Annotated in this window: 12 protein-coding genes, 1 tRNA gene and 1 pseudogene; all 14 read left to right on the forward strand. The window is 56.6% G+C overall.

Going from position 1 to position 15,611, the window contains the following annotated elements; all coding sequences use genetic code 11:
- A pseudogene (locus DBR00_RS15130) lies at window positions 1–120 on the forward strand (elongation factor Tu); the annotation flags it as partial.
- A 53-nt stretch (window positions 121–173) separates the two neighbouring features.
- Window positions 174–249: transfer RNA gene (locus DBR00_RS15135), tRNA-Trp, on the forward strand.
- Between the two features lie 42 nt (window positions 250–291).
- On the forward strand, window positions 292–660 hold the full coding sequence (gene secE, locus DBR00_RS15140) for a preprotein translocase subunit SecE (RefSeq protein ID WP_108489520.1): 369 nt from the start codon (window positions 292–294) through the stop codon (window positions 658–660).
- 9 nt (window positions 661–669) lie between these two features.
- On the forward strand, window positions 670–1,203 hold the full coding sequence (gene nusG, locus DBR00_RS15145) for a transcription termination/antitermination protein NusG (RefSeq protein WP_108489519.1): 534 nt from the start codon (window positions 670–672) through the stop codon (window positions 1,201–1,203).
- Between the two features lie 116 nt (window positions 1,204–1,319).
- Window positions 1,320–1,751 carry a 50S ribosomal protein L11 gene (gene rplK, locus DBR00_RS15150; protein WP_108489518.1) on the forward strand — a complete coding sequence of 144 codons (432 nt, stop codon included), beginning with the start codon at window positions 1,320–1,322 and terminating at the stop codon, window positions 1,749–1,751.
- A complete protein-coding gene (gene rplA / locus DBR00_RS15155) occupies window positions 1,751–2,446 on the forward strand; it encodes a 50S ribosomal protein L1 (RefSeq protein ID WP_108489517.1) in 696 nt (231 codons plus the stop codon). The genes rplK and rplA overlap by 1 nt, the downstream gene beginning before the upstream one ends.
- 197 nt (window positions 2,447–2,643) lie before the next feature.
- The gene (gene rplJ / locus DBR00_RS15160) at window positions 2,644–3,144 is read left to right on the forward strand and encodes a 50S ribosomal protein L10 (RefSeq protein WP_108489516.1); all 501 of its coding nucleotides are present in this window, start codon (window positions 2,644–2,646) and stop codon (window positions 3,142–3,144) included.
- A gap of 79 nt (window positions 3,145–3,223) precedes the next feature.
- Entirely contained in the window at window positions 3,224–3,589 is a 366-nt protein-coding gene (gene rplL / locus DBR00_RS15165) for a 50S ribosomal protein L7/L12 (protein WP_108489515.1), read from the forward strand.
- A 219-nt stretch (window positions 3,590–3,808) separates the two neighbouring features.
- Window positions 3,809–7,882, forward strand: a complete 4,074-nt coding sequence (gene rpoB, locus DBR00_RS15170) for a DNA-directed RNA polymerase subunit beta (RefSeq protein ID WP_108489514.1) — start codon at window positions 3,809–3,811, stop codon at window positions 7,880–7,882.
- 64 nt (window positions 7,883–7,946) lie between these two features.
- Entirely contained in the window at window positions 7,947–12,146 is a 4,200-nt protein-coding gene (rpoC, locus tag DBR00_RS15175; protein ID WP_108489513.1) for a DNA-directed RNA polymerase subunit beta', read from the forward strand.
- A 152-nt stretch (window positions 12,147–12,298) separates the two neighbouring features.
- Window positions 12,299–12,670, forward strand: coding sequence for a 30S ribosomal protein S12 (gene rpsL, locus DBR00_RS15180; protein ID WP_003463319.1), 372 nt, complete (start codon window positions 12,299–12,301; stop codon window positions 12,668–12,670).
- A 118-nt stretch (window positions 12,671–12,788) separates the two neighbouring features.
- Window positions 12,789–13,259, forward strand: coding sequence for a 30S ribosomal protein S7 (rpsG, locus tag DBR00_RS15185; protein ID WP_010490886.1), 471 nt, complete (start codon window positions 12,789–12,791; stop codon window positions 13,257–13,259).
- A 30-nt stretch (window positions 13,260–13,289) separates the two neighbouring features.
- Window positions 13,290–15,395, forward strand: coding sequence for an elongation factor G (gene fusA, locus DBR00_RS15190; RefSeq protein ID WP_108489512.1), 2,106 nt, complete (start codon window positions 13,290–13,292; stop codon window positions 15,393–15,395).
- A gap of 31 nt (window positions 15,396–15,426) precedes the next feature.
- Window positions 15,427–15,611: GTP-binding protein (locus DBR00_RS15195; protein ID WP_256583037.1), on the forward strand; the 185-nt coding region annotated here is incomplete at its 3' end.

Here is a 15,611-nt window from a genome sequence, read left to right on the forward strand (position 1 = left end):
AACATCCAGATGACTGTCACTCTGATCAAAACCATCGCAATGGAAGAGGGTCTGCGTTTCGCCATTCGTGAAGGCGGTCGTACCGTCGGCGCCGGCGTAGTTGCAAAGATCATCGCTTAATCGATTGATCTGCTTTGTTCGGGCCGGCATAATGGTCGGCCTGATTCTGTTTTAGGTCAGTAGCTCAATTGGCAGAGCGACGGTCTCCAAAACCGTAGGTTGGGGGTTCGATTCCCTCCTGACCTGCCATTTTCCTAGAATTTGGCGCGTCTTTTTACAGGATATTAGTAGATGAATGTTAAGGCTGAGGCCAAAGAATCCCGCTTTGATCTGCTTAAGTGGCTGGCTGTTGCTGCTCTGGTGGTTGCTGGCGTGGTTGGTAATCAGTATTTCTCTGCTGAGCCAATTCTGTATCGTGTTCTAGCCCTGCTGGTTATTGCTGTGGTGGCTGGTGTGATTGCGCTGCAAACCTCGAAGGGTCAAGCATTCTGGGTGCTGGCAAAAGAAGCTCGCGTTGAAATTCGTAAGGTCGTTTGGCCAACTCGCCAGGAAACCACGCAGACAACTCTGATTGTTGTTGCTGTTGTTTTGGTGATGGCGTTGCTGTTGTGGGGGCTTGATTCCCTGCTTGGTTGGATTGTTTCGTTGATTGTCGGTTAAAGGTGTCCCGTGGCTAAGCGTTGGTACGTTGTGCATGCTTACTCGGGTTACGAGAAGCATGTTATGCGCTCGCTGATCGAGCGCGTTAAGCTTGCTGGTATGGAAGACGTTTTTGGTGAAATTCTGGTCCCTACCGAAGAAGTGGTAGAGATGCGTAATGGCCAGAAGCGTAAGAGCGAGCGTAAGTTCTTTCCAGGCTATGTTCTGGTGCAGATGGAAATGAGCGAGGCGACTTGGCACTTAATCAAGGACACCCCTCGCGTCATGGGCTTTATCGGTGGGACGGCTGACAAGCCTGCGCCTATTACCGAGAAAGAGGCTGATGCAATTCTGCGTCGTGTTGCTGATAGCGGCGACAAGCCTAAGCCAAAAACACTGTTTGAGCCCGGTGAGATGGTGCGCGTGACTGACGGTCCGTTTGCCGATTTCAGTGGTGTGGTTGAAGAAGTGAACTACGAGAAGAGCCGAATTCAGGTTGCAGTGACCATCTTTGGTCGCTCTACGCCGGTCGAGCTGGAGTTCAGTCAGGTCGAAAAGGCATAACTGACACAAGCATCCCTTACCCCGCAGCCCTGGGCTGCGGGGTTTTGTCGTCACTGGGATAAATAGGCAATAACTGGGGAGCCGTAAGGCGCTAGAACCCAAAACTGGAGTAACTCATGGCTAAGAAAATTACGGCTTATATCAAGCTGCAAGTAAAGGCTGCACAAGCCAATCCGTCGCCACCCGTCGGTCCGGCTCTCGGTCAGCATGGCGTGAACATCATGGAGTTCTGCAAGGCGTTCAACGCCCGTACCCAGGGCATGGAACCTGGTCTGCCGACTCCTGTGATCATCACCGTTTACAGCGACCGTAGCTTCACCTTTGAAACCAAAAGCACCCCGGCTTCAGTTCTGCTGAAGAAGGCTGCTGGCCTGACCAGCGGTTCGGCTCGTCCGAACAGCGTCAAGGTTGGTACTGTCACTCGTGCTCAGCTGGAAGAGATCGCCAAAACCAAGCAGGCTGATCTGACTGCCGCTGATATGGACGCAGCTGTGCGTACTATCGCCGGCTCCGCTCGTAGCATGGGCCTCAACGTGGAGGGTGTGTAATGGCTAAGTTGACCAAGCGTCAAAAGGCAATCGCTGAGAAGGTTGAAGCTGGTAAGGCTTACAACTTCGTTGAAGCGGCCGCTCTGCTGGCTGAGCTGTCGGCAGTCAAGTTTTCTGAGTCTGTAGATATTGCCGTCAACCTTGGTGTTGACCCGCGTAAATCCGACCAGGTTGTTCGTGGTGCAACCGTTCTGCCGAACGGCTCGGGTAAAAGCGTTCGCGTAGCCGTGTTCACCCAGGGGCCTGCTGCTGAAGCTGCTCTGGCTGCCGGCGCTGACCGCGTTGGCATGGACGATCTGGCTGCTGAAATGAAGGGCGGCGACCTGAACTATGACGTAGTAATTGCCTCCCCGGATGCGATGCGCGTTGTGGGTCAGTTGGGTCAAGTGCTCGGCCCTCGTGGTCTGATGCCTAACCCGAAAGTCGGTACCGTGACTCCTGACGTGGCTACCGCGGTGAAGAATGCCAAGGCTGGTCAAGTACGCTTCCGTACTGACAAGAACGGCATTATCCACGGTTCCGTCGGTAAGGTCGGTTTTGATGCCGAGAAACTGAAGCAGAACGTTGAAGCCCTGATCTCTGATCTCAAGCGTCTGAAGCCGTCGACCTCGAAAGGTGTCTACGTGAAGCGCGTTACCCTGAGCACCACTATGGGCCCAGGTCTGATCATCGACCAGAGCTCGCTGGACGCGTAATAAATGAAGCGGTGCAGTGATTGCGCCGTTTTGAAGGTTTGGGGTCCCTGCTTTGCGGGGGCTATCCAAGACCGTAGGTGGCGAAAGCCTTAAACCAACAGCCTACGCAGATGGTGCTCCCGATTCTTACCGAATCAGACACCAAAACGACATCCACCTTCGGGCGGATGAAACGGTAACAAGCAGGAGTTAAACCCGTGGCAATTAAACTCGAAGACAAGAAGGCCATCGTCGCTGAAGTCAACGAGGCTGCCAAAGGTGCCCTGTCCGCTGTCGTGGCTGATGCCCGCGGTGTGACAGTAGGCGCTATGACCGGACTCCGTAAAGAGGCCCGCGAAGCTGGCGTATACGTACGTGTTGTACGTAATACCCTGCTCAAGCGCGCCGTTGAAGGCACCGAGTACTCGGTTCTCAACGACGTGTTCAAAGGCCCGACCCTGATTGCATTCTCCAAGGAACATCCGGGCGCTGCTGCTCGTATTTTCAAAGAGTTTGCCAAGGGTCAGGACAAGTTCGAGATCAAGGCAGCTGCGTTCGAGGGCAAGTTCCTCGCAGCAAACGAGATCGATGTGTTGGCTTCGCTGCCAACTCGCGACGAAGCTATTGCACGACTGATGAGCGTGATTCAAGGCGCCACCAGCAAGCTGGCTCGTACTCTGGCGGCCATTCGCGACCAGAAAGAAGCTTCCGCTGCCTAAGGCTGCGTGGTTCCTTTCAAAATCATATGTTTAATTTGATGGCTGCGTAGGCTGTCACCCCAATACAGGATTTAAAGTCATGTCTCTGACTAACGAACAAATCATCGAAGCAATCGGCCAGAAAACCGTTCTGGAAGTTGTTGAACTGATCAAAGCAATGGAAGAAACCTTCGGTGTTACCGCTGCTGTTGCCGCTGCTGGCCCAGCTGTTGCTGCCGCTGTTGTTGAAGAGCAAACCGAGTTCAACGTTATCCTGGCCGACGCTGGCGAGAAGAAAGTTAACGTGATCAAGGCTGTTCGTGAACTGACCGGTCTGGGCCTGAAAGAAGCCAAGGCTGTAGTTGACGGCGCTCCAGGCATGGTTCTGGAAGGTGTTGCTAAAGACGCTGCTGAAAAAGCCAAAGCTGCTTTGGAAGAAGCTGGCGCCAAAGTCGAGCTCAAGTAAGCGACGACCTTGCGTCTACAGCCCAAGCGTTGAGCGAAAGGCTGATGGCTGGTGGCTTTTGCCACCGGCCTTTTTCCGTTCTAGGTCGGCGAATCATTGGCTGGCCTGGGGTGCGAAAATCCCGCCCGAGGTGGCGGTGCAAACCTAGGGTTTGCAAGAGTTTCTGGCAACTCCCGTCGGAGCGGCCAAATAAGCAGGTGACCAAGCTGGGGAACGCTGATGGCTTACTCATATACTGAGAAAAAACGTATCCGCAAGGACTTTAGCAAGTTGCCGGATGTCATGGATGTGCCTTATCTCCTGGCCATCCAGCTGGATTCGTATCGCGAATTCCTGCAGGCAGGGGCGACCAAGGACCAGTTCCGCGACATTGGCCTGCATGCGGCCTTCAAGTCTGTTTTCCCGATTATCAGCTATTCCGGCAATGCTGCTCTGGAGTATGTCGGTTATCGCCTGGGCGAGCCGGCTTTTGATGTCAAAGAATGCGTACTGCGTGGCGTTACTTTCGCCGTGCCGCTGCGAGTCAAAGTCCGTCTGATCATTTTCGACAAAGAATCGTCAAACAAAGCGATCAAGGACATCAAAGAGCAAGAAGTGTACATGGGCGAAATTCCGCTCATGACCGAAAACGGTACCTTCGTTATCAACGGTACCGAGCGTGTTATCGTGTCCCAGCTGCACCGCTCCCCGGGTGTGTTCTTCGACCACGACCGTGGCAAGACCCACAGCTCGGGCAAGCTGCTGTACTCGGCTCGCATCATTCCTTACCGCGGCTCCTGGCTGGACTTCGAGTTCGACCCGAAAGATGCGGTATTCGTACGTATCGATCGTCGTCGCAAACTCCCCGCGTCCGTGCTGTTGCGCGCGCTGGGTTACAGCACTGAAGAGGTGCTGGACGCCTTCTACGCGACCAACGTTTTCCACGTTAAGGGCGAATCGCTCAACCTGGAACTGGTTCCGCAGCGTCTGCGTGGTGAAATTGCTGTCCTCGACATCAGGGACGACAAGGGCAAGGTCATTGTTGAGCAGGGCCGCCGGATTACCGCGCGCCACATCAACCAGTTGGACAAGGCTGGCATCAAAGAGCTGGAAGTGCCGATCGACTACCTGATCGGTCGCACCTCTGCCAAGGCCATTGTGCACCCGGCTACCGGCGAGATCATTGCCGAATGCAACACCGAGCTGAACGTCGAGATCCTGGCCAAAGTGGTCAAGGCTCAGGTTGTGCGCATCGAAACGCTGTACACCAATGACATCGATTGCGGCCCGTTCATCTCCGATACCCTGAAGATCGACAGCACCACCAATCAGTTGGAAGCGCTGGTCGAGATCTATCGCATGATGCGTCCTGGCGAGCCGCCAACCAAGGATGCTGCCGAGACCCTGTTCAACAACCTGTTCTTCAGCGCCGAGCGTTACGACCTGTCGGCCGTCGGTCGCATGAAGTTCAACCGTCGTATCGGTCGCACCGAGATCGAAGGTTCGGGCGTGCTGAGCAAGGAAGATATCGTCGAGGTGCTCAAGACCCTCGTTGATATCCGTAACGGTAAAGGCATCGTCGACGACATCGACCACCTGGGTAACCGCCGTGTTCGCTGCGTTGGCGAAATGGCCGAGAACCAGTTCCGCGTTGGCCTGGTACGTGTTGAGCGTGCGGTCAAAGAGCGTCTGTCGATGGCCGAAAGCGAAGGCCTGATGCCGCAAGACCTGATCAACGCCAAGCCGGTTGCGGCAGCGGTGAAAGAGTTCTTCGGCTCCAGCCAGCTCTCGCAGTTTATGGACCAGAACAACCCGCTTTCCGAGATCACTCACAAGCGCCGTGTTTCGGCTCTTGGCCCAGGTGGTCTGACCCGTGAGCGCGCCGGCTTCGAAGTCCGTGACGTACACCCGACCCACTACGGCCGTGTGTGCCCGATCGAGACCCCTGAAGGTCCGAACATCGGTCTGATCAACTCCCTGGCGGCCTATGCCCGCACCAACCAGTACGGCTTCCTGGAAAGCCCGTACCGTGTGGTGAAGGATACCCTGGTCACCGACGAGATCGTGTTCCTGTCCGCCATCGAAGAGGCCGATCACGTGATCGCCCAGGCTTCGGCGACCATGAACGACAAAGGTCAGCTGGTCGATGAGCTGGTGGCCGTACGTCACCTCAACGAATTCACCGTCAAGGCGCCGGAAGACGTCACCCTGATGGACGTTTCGCCGAAGCAGGTAGTCTCGGTTGCCGCCTCGCTGATTCCGTTCCTCGAGCACGACGACGCCAACCGTGCGTTGATGGGTTCGAACATGCAGCGTCAGGCTGTACCGACTCTGCGCGCCGACAAGCCGCTGGTAGGTACCGGCATGGAGCGCAACGTCGCCCGTGACTCCGGTGTGTGTGTCGTGGCGCGTCGTGGCGGTGTGATCGACTCCGTCGACGCCAGCCGTATCGTGGTTCGCGTTAATGATGACGAAGTAGAAACTGGCGAAGCCGGTGTCGACATCTACAACCTGACCAAGTACACCCGCTCCAACCAGAACACCTGCATCAACCAGCGTCCGCTGGTCAGCAAAGGTGACAAGGTTGAACGCAGCGACATCCTGGCTGATGGCCCGTCCACCGATATGGGTGAGCTGGCGTTGGGTCAGAACATGCGCGTGGCGTTCATGCCGTGGAACGGTTTCAACTTCGAAGACTCCATCTGCCTCTCCGAGCGCGTGGTGCAAGAAGACCGCTTCACCACGATCCACATTCAGGAACTGACCTGTGTGGCGCGTGATACCAAGCTTGGCTCGGAAGAAATCACCTCCGACATCCCGAACGTGGGTGAGTCTGCGCTGAACAAGCTGGACGAAGCCGGTATCGTTTACGTGGGTGCTGAAGTCGGCCCAGGCGACATTCTGGTTGGTAAAGTGACGCCCAAAGGCGAAACCCAACTGACTCCAGAAGAGAAGCTGCTGCGTGCGATCTTCGGTGAGAAGGCGTCCGATGTTAAGGACACCTCCCTGCGTGTGCCGACTGGCACCAAAGGTACCGTTATCGACGTACAGGTCTTCACCCGTGATGGCGTTGAGCGCGATGCGCGCGCCCTGTCGATCGAGAAGAGCCAGCTCGACGAGATCCGCAAGGACCTGAACGAAGAGTTCCGTATCGTTGAAGGCGCAACCTTTGAGCGTCTGCGTGCAGCACTGGTTGGCAAGAAAGCCGAAGGCGGCGCTGGCCTGAAGAAGGGCGCAGAAGTCACCGACGAGTTCCTCGACGGCCTTGAGCGCGGTCAGTGGTTCAAGCTGCGCATGGCTGACGATGCCCTGAACGAGCAGTTGGAAAAGGCCCAGGCCTACATCTCCGACCGCCGTCAGCTGCTCGACGACAAGTTCGAAGACAAGAAGCGCAAGTTGCAACAGGGCGATGACCTGGCGCCGGGTGTGCTGAAGATCGTCAAGGTTTACCTGGCCATCCGCCGTCGCATCCAGCCGGGTGACAAGATGGCCGGTCGTCACGGTAACAAGGGTGTGGTCTCGGTGATCATGCCGGTTGAAGACATGCCACACGACGTCAACGGTACGCCGGTGGACATCGTTCTCAACCCACTGGGCGTACCGTCGCGTATGAACGTCGGTCAGATTCTCGAAACCCACCTGGGCCTCGCGGCCAAAGGTCTGGGCGAGAAGATCAACCGCATGCTCGAAGAGCAGCGCAAGGTCGCCGAGCTGCGCAAGTTCCTGCAGCAGATCTACAACGAGATCGGTGGCCGTCAGGAAAGTCTGGACGAACTGAGCGATCAGGAAATCCTGAAACTGGCGCATAACCTCAAAGGTGGCGTGCCAATGGCCACCCCGGTGTTCGATGGTGCCAAGGAAAGCGAAATCAAGGCCATGCTGAAACTGGCAGACCTGCCAGAAAGCGGCCAAATGCGCTTGATCGACGGTCGTACGGGTAACCAGTTCGAGCGTCCGACCACCGTTGGCTACATGTACATGCTGAAACTGAACCACCTGGTGGACGACAAGATGCACGCGCGTTCCACGGGTTCCTACAGCCTGGTTACTCAGCAGCCGCTGGGTGGTAAGGCGCAGTTCGGTGGTCAGCGCTTCGGTGAGATGGAGGTCTGGGCACTGGAAGCTTACGGCGCCGCCTACACCCTGCAGGAAATGCTGACCGTGAAGTCGGACGACGTGAACGGCCGTACCAAGATGTACAAAAACATCGTGGACGGTGATCACCGTATGGAGCCGGGCATGCCCGAGTCCTTCAACGTACTGATCAAAGAGATCCGTTCGCTGGGTATCGACATCGATCTGGAAACCGAATAACACGTGACGCGAATCGAGAGCGGGGCTGCACAGCCCGCTCTCTGCTCCGCCAGGAGGAAAGGCCTTGAAAGACCTACTGAATTTGCTGAAAAACCAGGGTCAAGTCGAAGAGTTCGATGCCATTCGCATCGGCCTTGCTTCGCCTGAGATGATCCGCTCGTGGTCGTTCGGTGAAGTTAAAAAGCCGGAAACCATCAACTACCGTACGTTCAAGCCCGAGCGTGACGGCCTGTTCTGCGCCAAGATCTTTGGCCCAGTCAAGGATTACGAGTGCCTGTGCGGTAAGTACAAGCGCTTGAAACATCGCGGTGTGATCTGCGAGAAGTGCGGCGTTGAAGTGGCCCTGGCCAAGGTTCGTCGTGAGCGCATGGCGCACATCGAACTGGCGTCGCCGGTTGCCCACATCTGGTTCCTGAAATCGCTGCCGAGCCGTATCGGTTTGCTGATGGACATGACCCTGCGTGATATCGAACGCGTGCTCTACTTCGAGAGCTATGTGGTGATCGATCCGGGCATGACCACCCTGGAGAAAGGCCAGCTGCTGAACGACGAGCAGTACTTCGAAGCCCTCGAAGAGTTCGGTGATGACTTCGACGCTCGCATGGGCGCTGAAGCCGTTCGCGAACTGCTGCACGCGATCGACCTCGAGCACGAGATTGGCCGTCTGCGCGAAGAAATTCCGCAAACCAACTCGGAAACCAAGATCAAGAAGCTGTCCAAGCGTCTGAAGCTGATGGAAGCTTTCCTCGGTTCGGGCAACCTGCCTGAGTGGATGGTGTTGACCGTTCTGCCGGTTCTGCCGCCAGACCTGCGTCCGCTGGTTCCGCTCGACGGTGGCCGTTTCGCGACTTCGGATCTGAACGATCTGTATCGCCGCGTGATCAACCGTAACAACCGCCTCAAGCGCCTGCTCGACCTGTCCGCACCGGACATCATCGTGCGCAACGAAAAGCGCATGCTGCAGGAAGCGGTTGACGCCCTGCTCGACAACGGCCGTCGCGGTCGCGCCATCACCGGCTCGAACAAGCGTCCGCTGAAATCCTTGGCCGACATGATCAAGGGTAAGCAAGGTCGCTTCCGTCAGAACTTGCTCGGTAAGCGCGTGGACTACTCCGGTCGTTCCGTTATTACCGTGGGTCCGACTCTGCGTCTGCACCAGTGCGGTCTGCCGAAGAAGATGGCCCTTGAGCTGTTCAAACCGTTCATCTTCGGCAAGCTGGAAATGCGTGGTTTGGCGACCACCATCAAGGCGGCCAAGAAGATGGTCGAGCGCGAGCTGCCAGAGGTGTGGGACGTTCTCGCCGAAGTGATTCGCGAACACCCCGTACTCCTCAACCGTGCACCAACCCTTCACCGTCTGGGCATCCAGGCGTTTGAACCGGTTCTGATCGAAGGTAAAGCGATTCAGCTGCACCCGTTGGTCTGCGCCGCGTACAACGCCGACTTCGACGGTGACCAGATGGCCGTGCACGTTCCGCTGACGCTGGAAGCCCAGCTGGAAGCGCGCGCACTGATGATGTCGACCAACAACATCCTGTCGCCTGCCAACGGTGAGCCAATCATCGTTCCTTCGCAGGACGTGGTACTGGGTCTGTATTACATGACCCGCGAAGCGATCAATGCCAAAGGCGAAGGCCGCGTATTCGCTGACCTGCAGGAAGTTGACCGGGTGTTCCGTGGTGGTGAAGCCTCGCTGCATGCGCGCGTAAAAGTGCGCATCAACGAAACCATCAAGGAAAAAGACGGTTCGATCACCAAGAACACCCGCATCGTCGACACCACTGTCGGCCGTGCGCTGCTGTTCCAGATTGTACCGGCCGGCCTGTCGTATGACGTGGTCAACCAATCGATGAAGAAGAAGGCGATCTCCAAGCTGATCAACCAGTGCTACCGCACCGTTGGCTTGAAAGACACTGTGATCTTCGCTGACCAACTGATGTACACCGGTTTTGCCTACTCGACCATCTCGGGTGTGTCGATCGGCGTGAACGACTTCGTTATCCCGGATGAGAAGGCGCGCATCATTGACGCCGCCACCGAGGAAGTTAAAGAGATCGAATCGCAGTACGCCTCCGGCCTGGTGACCCAGGGCGAGAAGTACAACAAGGTGATCGACCTCTGGTCCAAGGCCAACGACGAAGTGTCCAAAGCGATGATGGCCAACCTCTCGAAAGAGAAAGTGGTCGACCGTGAAGGCAAGACCGTTGAGCAAGAGTCGTTCAACTCGATGTACATGATGGCTGACTCCGGTGCACGTGGTAGCGCCGCTCAGATCCGTCAGCTGGCCGGTATGCGTGGTCTGATGGCCAAGCCGGACGGCTCGATCATCGAGACGCCGATCACCGCGAACTTCCGCGAAGGTCTGTCGGTTCTGCAGTACTTCATCTCCACTCACGGTGCGCGTAAAGGTCTCGCGGATACCGCCTTGAAAACGGCGAACTCCGGTTACCTGACCCGTCGTCTGGTTGACGTGGCGCAAGACCTGGTGGTGACTGCAATCGATTGCGGCACCGAGCATGGTCTGCTGATGACGCCGCACATTGAAGGCGGTGACGTGGTTGAGCCGCTGGGTGAGCGCGTACTGGGTCGAGTGATCGCCAAGGACGTGTTCAAGCCGGGCACTGACGATGTGATCGTGCCGGCTGGTACTCTGGTTGACGAGCAGTGGGTCGAGTTCATTGAGCTGAACAGCATCGACGAAGTGATCGTACGTTCGCCAATCACCTGTGAAACCCGTTATGGCATCTGCGCCAAGTGCTACGGTCGCGACCTGGCACGTGGTCACCAGATCAACATCGGTGAAGCGGTCGGCGTTATTGCTGCCCAGTCCATCGGTGAACCGGGCACCCAGCTGACCATGCGTACGTTCCACATCGGTGGTGCGGCCAGCCGGACCTCGGCTGCTGACAGCGTACAAGTGAAGAATGGTGGTGCGGTCCGTCTGCACAACCTCAAGCACGTCGAGCGTCTGGACGGCAACCTGGTCGCGGTATCGCGTTCCGGTGAGCTGGCGATTGCCGACGAGTTCGGTCGTGAGCGTGAGCGCTACAAACTGCCGTACGGCGCCGTGATTTCGGTGAAGGAAGGTGACAAGGTCGACGCTGGCGCTATCGTGGCCAAGTGGGACCCGCACACCCACCCGATCGTCACCGAGATGAAAGGTACCGTGACCTATGTGGGCATGGAAGAAGGCATCACCATCAAGCGCCAGACCGACGAACTGACCGGTCTGACCAACATCGAAGTCCTCGATCCGAAGGATCGTCCGGCTGCCGGCAAGGATATTCGCCCTGCCGTTAAGATGGTGGGTGAAGATGGTAAGGATCTGCTGCTGCCGGGTACCGATGTGCCGGCTCAGTACTTCCTGCCGGCTAACGCCCTGGTGGGTGTGGCGAACGGTGCTCAGGTGGGCGTGGGTGATGTTATTGCTCGTATCCCGCAAGAGACCTCGAAGACCCGTGACATCACCGGTGGTCTGCCGCGTGTTGCTGACCTGTTCGAAGCGCGTCGCCCGAAAGAAGCGTCGATCCTCGCAGAAATCAGCGGCACCATCTCGTTCGGTAAGGAAACCAAAGGCAAGCGTCGTCTGGTTATCACGCCGACCGATGGCAGTGATCCATACGAAGAGCTGATTCCGAAGTGGCGTCACCTGAACGTGTTCGAAGGCGAACAGGTCAACAAGGGTGAAGTTATCTCCGACGGTCCGAGCGATCCACACGACATCCTGCGTCTGCTGGGCGTCAGTGCGCTGGCCAAGTACATCGTCAACGAGATCCAAGACGTTTACCGCCTGCAGGGCGTGAAGATCAACGACAAGCACATCGAGACCATCCTGCGGCAGATGCTGCGCAAGGTCGAAGTGGCTGAGTCGGGTGATTCCACCTTCATCAAGGGCGACCAGATGGAGCTGACCGCGGTACTGGGTGAAAACGAGCGTCTGGCTGCAGAAGACAAGTTCGTGGCCAAGTACACTCGCGTGCTGCTGGGTATCACTAAGGCGTCGTTGTCCACCGAGTCGTTCATCTCGGCGGCCTCCTTCCAGGAAACCACTCGCGTTCTCACCGAGGCGGCGGTTACTGGCAAGCGCGACTACCTGCGTGGTCTGAAAGAAAACGTGGTTGTGGGTCGTCTGATCCCGGCTGGTACCGGTCTGGCTTATCACAGCGAACGCAAGCGTAAGCGTGAAGCGGCCCAGCCGGTACGTGTCAGCGCCAGTGAAGTGGAAGCCGCACTGACCGAAGCGCTGAACTCCAGCGGTAATTGAGTGCAAAGCCCCGCTACTCCGGTAGCGGGGCTTTGTCTTGACTGGGGCGGTGAGTCTCTTTAGACTCATGCACCCCTAAATTTGGCAGGGCACGTGCTCTGCCATTTTGCTTAGTAGGGCAATAGCGTCGCAAGACAACAGTGGAGCTTAAGATGGCAACTATCAACCAGCTGGTACGTCAGCCGCGTAAGCGTATCGTCGAGAAATCCGACGTACCTGCGCTGCAGAACTGCCCGCAGCGTCGTGGTGTGTGCACTCGCGTGTATACCACTACGCCGAAAAAACCTAACTCGGCACTGCGTAAAGTTTGCCGTGTACGCCTGACCAACGGTTTCGAGGTTTCCTCGTACATCGGCGGTGAAGGCCACAACCTGCAAGAGCACAGCGTCGTTCTGATTCGTGGCGGCCGTGTAAAAGACTTGCCAGGTGTGCGTTACCACACCGTGCGCGGTTCGCTGGATACCTCCGGCGTTAAAGACCGTAAGCAAGGTCGTTCGAAGTACGGTACCAAGCGTCCGAAGTAATCGGCGCTCTGTACTGAATTGCGAGTTTCTATTTTTCTGAGTCGATAAGAGTAAGGTCGGGCATCCACCTCAGGGTGCAGTCCCGGGCTAACCTGAAGACCGTTTGAGGGCTTATCAAATGCCAAGACGTCGTGTAGCAGCCAAGCGCGAAGTGCTTGACGATCCAAAATACGGAAGCCAAATCCTGGCCAAGTTCATGAACCACGTAATGGAAAGCGGCAAGAAAGCCGTTGCCGAGCGTATTGTTTATGGCGCCCTGGATAAGGTTAAAGAGCGTAAGAACAGCGATCCCCTGGAAATCTTCGAGAAAGCTCTCGACGCCATCGCTCCGCTGGTCGAAGTGAAGTCGCGCCGTGTAGGTGGTGCTACTTACCAGGTTCCGGTCGAAGTTCGCCCGTCCCGTCGTAATGCTCTTGCCATGCGCTGGCTGGTAGATTTCGCCCGTAAGCGTGGCGAGAAGTCTATGGCTCTGCGTTTGGCTGGTGAATTGCTGGATGCCGCTGAAGGCAAAGGTGCTGCAGTTAAGAAGCGTGAAGACGTGCACCGCATGGCAGAGGCCAACAAGGCTTTCTCGCACTACCGCTTCTAATTATCGCGCTTCTAAATTTGCGAGGGCTTTATGGCTCGTACTACACCGATTAACCGTTACCGTAACATCGGTATCGTGGCTCACGTGGACGCGGGTAAAACCACGACCACCGAGCGTGTGCTTTTCTATACTGGCAAAAGCCACAAGATGGGCGAGGTGCATGACGGCGCCGCGACCACAGACTGGATGGTGCAGGAGCAGGAGCGTGGTATTACCATTACGTCTGCTGCCATTACCGCCTTCTGGAAAGGTTCCGAGAAGCAGTACAAAGATGAGCATCGCTTCAACGTAATCGATACCCCCGGCCACGTTGACTTCACCATTGAAGTTGAGCGTTCGCTGCGTGTACTCGACGGCGCGGTGGTTGTGTTCTGTGGTACTTCGGGCGTTGAGCCTCAGTCGGAAACCGTATGGCGTCAGGCCAACAAGTACGGCGTTCCGCGTCTTGTTTACGTCAACAAGATGGACCGTGCCGGTGCTGACTTCCTGCGCGTGATCGGTCAGATCAAGCAGCGTCTGGGCCACACTCCGGTGCCGATTCAGTTGGCCATCGGCTCTGAAGACAACTTCCAAGGTCAGATCGATCTGATCAACATGCAAGCTGTCTACTGGAACGATGCTGACAAGGGCATGGTTCCTGTGCGCAAGGACATTCCGGCAGAACTGCTGGAAGAGGCCGAGAAGTGGCGCAGCAACATGGTTGAGGCTGCGGCTGAAGCCAACGAAGAGCTGATGAACAAGTACCTGGAAGGCGAAGAGCTTACCGTTGCTGAGATCAAGTCGGCTCTGCGTCAGCGTACTATCGCTGGCGAAATCGTTCTGGCTGTTTGCGGTTCTTCCTTCAAGAACAAGGGTGTTCCCCTGGTTCTCGACGCCGTTATCGACTTCCTGCCTGCCCCTACCGACATTCCTGCTATCAAGGGTTCCAACCCGGATAACGAGGAAGAGGAAATGGAGCGCCATGCAAGTGATGACGAGCCGTTCGCGGCGCTGGCGTTCAAGATCGCTACCGACCCATTCGTGGGTACCTTGACCTTCGTTCGTGTTTACTCGGGCGTGTTGGCCTCCGGCGACGGCGTGATCAACTCGGTTAAAGGCAAAAAAGAGCGCGTGGGTCGTATGGTGCAAATGCACGCAAACGCCCGCGAAGAGATCAAGGAAGTGCGCGCTGGTGACATCGCGGCCTTGATCGGCATGAAGGACGTCACCACGGGTGAGACTCTGTGCAACGCTGACAAGCCAATCATCCTGGTTCGCATGGACTTCCCGGAGCCGGTTATCTCGGTTGCCGTAGAGCCTAAGACCAAGGACGACCAGGAAAAAATGGGTATCGCACTGGGCAAGCTTGCTCAGGAAGACCCGTCTTTCCGCGTCAAAACAGATGAAGAGACGGGTCAGACGATCATCTCCGGTATGGGCGAGTTGCATCTGGACATCCTGGTCGACCGCATGCGCCGCGAGTTCAACGTCGAAGCCAACATCGGTAAGCCTCAGGTTTCTTATCGTGAGCGCATCACGAAGAGCTGTGAAATCGAAGGCAAGTTCGTTCGTCAGTCCGGTGGTCGTGGTCAGTTCGGTCACTGCTGGGTTCGCTTTGCACCTGCTGACGAAGGTCAGGAAGGTCTGCAGTTCCTGAACGAAGTCGTGGGTGGTGTGATTCCGAAGGAATACATCCCGGCGATCCAGAAGGGTATCGAAGAGCAGATGAAGAACGGCGTTGTTGCCGGTTATCCGCTGATCGGCCTGAAGGCTACCGTGTTCGATGGTTCCTACCACGACGTCGACTCCAACGAGATGGCGTTCAAGGTGGCTGCTTCCATGGCGACCAAGCAGCTGGCCCAGAAGGGTGGTGGTGAGTTGCTCGAGCCGATCATGGCGGTAGAAGTTGTTACCCCAGAAGACTACATGGGTGATGTGATGGGCGACCTTAACCGTCGTCGTGGCATGATCCTGGGTATGGAAGACACGATCTCCGGCAAGGTGATTCGTGCTGAAGTTCCGCTGGGTGAGATGTTCGGTTATGCGACCGACGTCCGTTCCATGTCTCAGGGTCGCGCAAGCTACTCCATGGAATTCAAAAAATACAATACGGCTCCGTCGCACATCGTCGAGTCGGTAACCAAAAAACAAGGCTGATTCAGCCCCTTTAAGCTAGGAGTTAATTGTCGTGGCTAAAGAAAAATTTGAACGTAACAAACCGCACGTCAACGTTGGCACTATCGGTCACGTTGACCACGGTAAAACCACTCTGACCGCTGCTCTGACCCGCGTCTGCTCCGAAGTATTCGGTTCGGCCAAGGTTGACTTCGACAAGATCGACAGCGCTCCAGAAGAAAAAGCTCGCGGTATCAC

It is taken from the genome of Pseudomonas sp. HMWF032 (assembly GCF_003060885.1).
Classification (GTDB): Bacteria; Pseudomonadota; Gammaproteobacteria; order Pseudomonadales; family Pseudomonadaceae; genus Aquipseudomonas.

Excerpts from the sequence above, each read along its gene's own strand:
- fusA (WP_108489512.1), top strand. The coding sequence starts at position 13,290 with ATGGCTCGTACTACACCGATTAACCGTTACCGTAACATCGGTATCGTG.
- rplA (WP_108489517.1), top strand. The coding sequence starts at position 1,751 with ATGGCTAAGTTGACCAAGCGTCAAAAGGCAATCGCTGAGAAGGTTGAA.
- rpsG (WP_010490886.1), top strand. The coding sequence starts at position 12,789 with ATGCCAAGACGTCGTGTAGCAGCCAAGCGCGAAGTGCTTGACGATCCA.
- rplK (WP_108489518.1), top strand. The coding sequence starts at position 1,320 with ATGGCTAAGAAAATTACGGCTTATATCAAGCTGCAAGTAAAGGCTGCA.
- rpoB (WP_108489514.1), top strand. The coding sequence starts at position 3,809 with ATGGCTTACTCATATACTGAGAAAAAACGTATCCGCAAGGACTTTAGC.
- secE (WP_108489520.1), top strand. The coding sequence starts at position 292 with ATGAATGTTAAGGCTGAGGCCAAAGAATCCCGCTTTGATCTGCTTAAG.
- rpsL (WP_003463319.1), top strand. The coding sequence starts at position 12,299 with ATGGCAACTATCAACCAGCTGGTACGTCAGCCGCGTAAGCGTATCGTC.
- rplL (WP_108489515.1), top strand. The coding sequence starts at position 3,224 with ATGTCTCTGACTAACGAACAAATCATCGAAGCAATCGGCCAGAAAACC.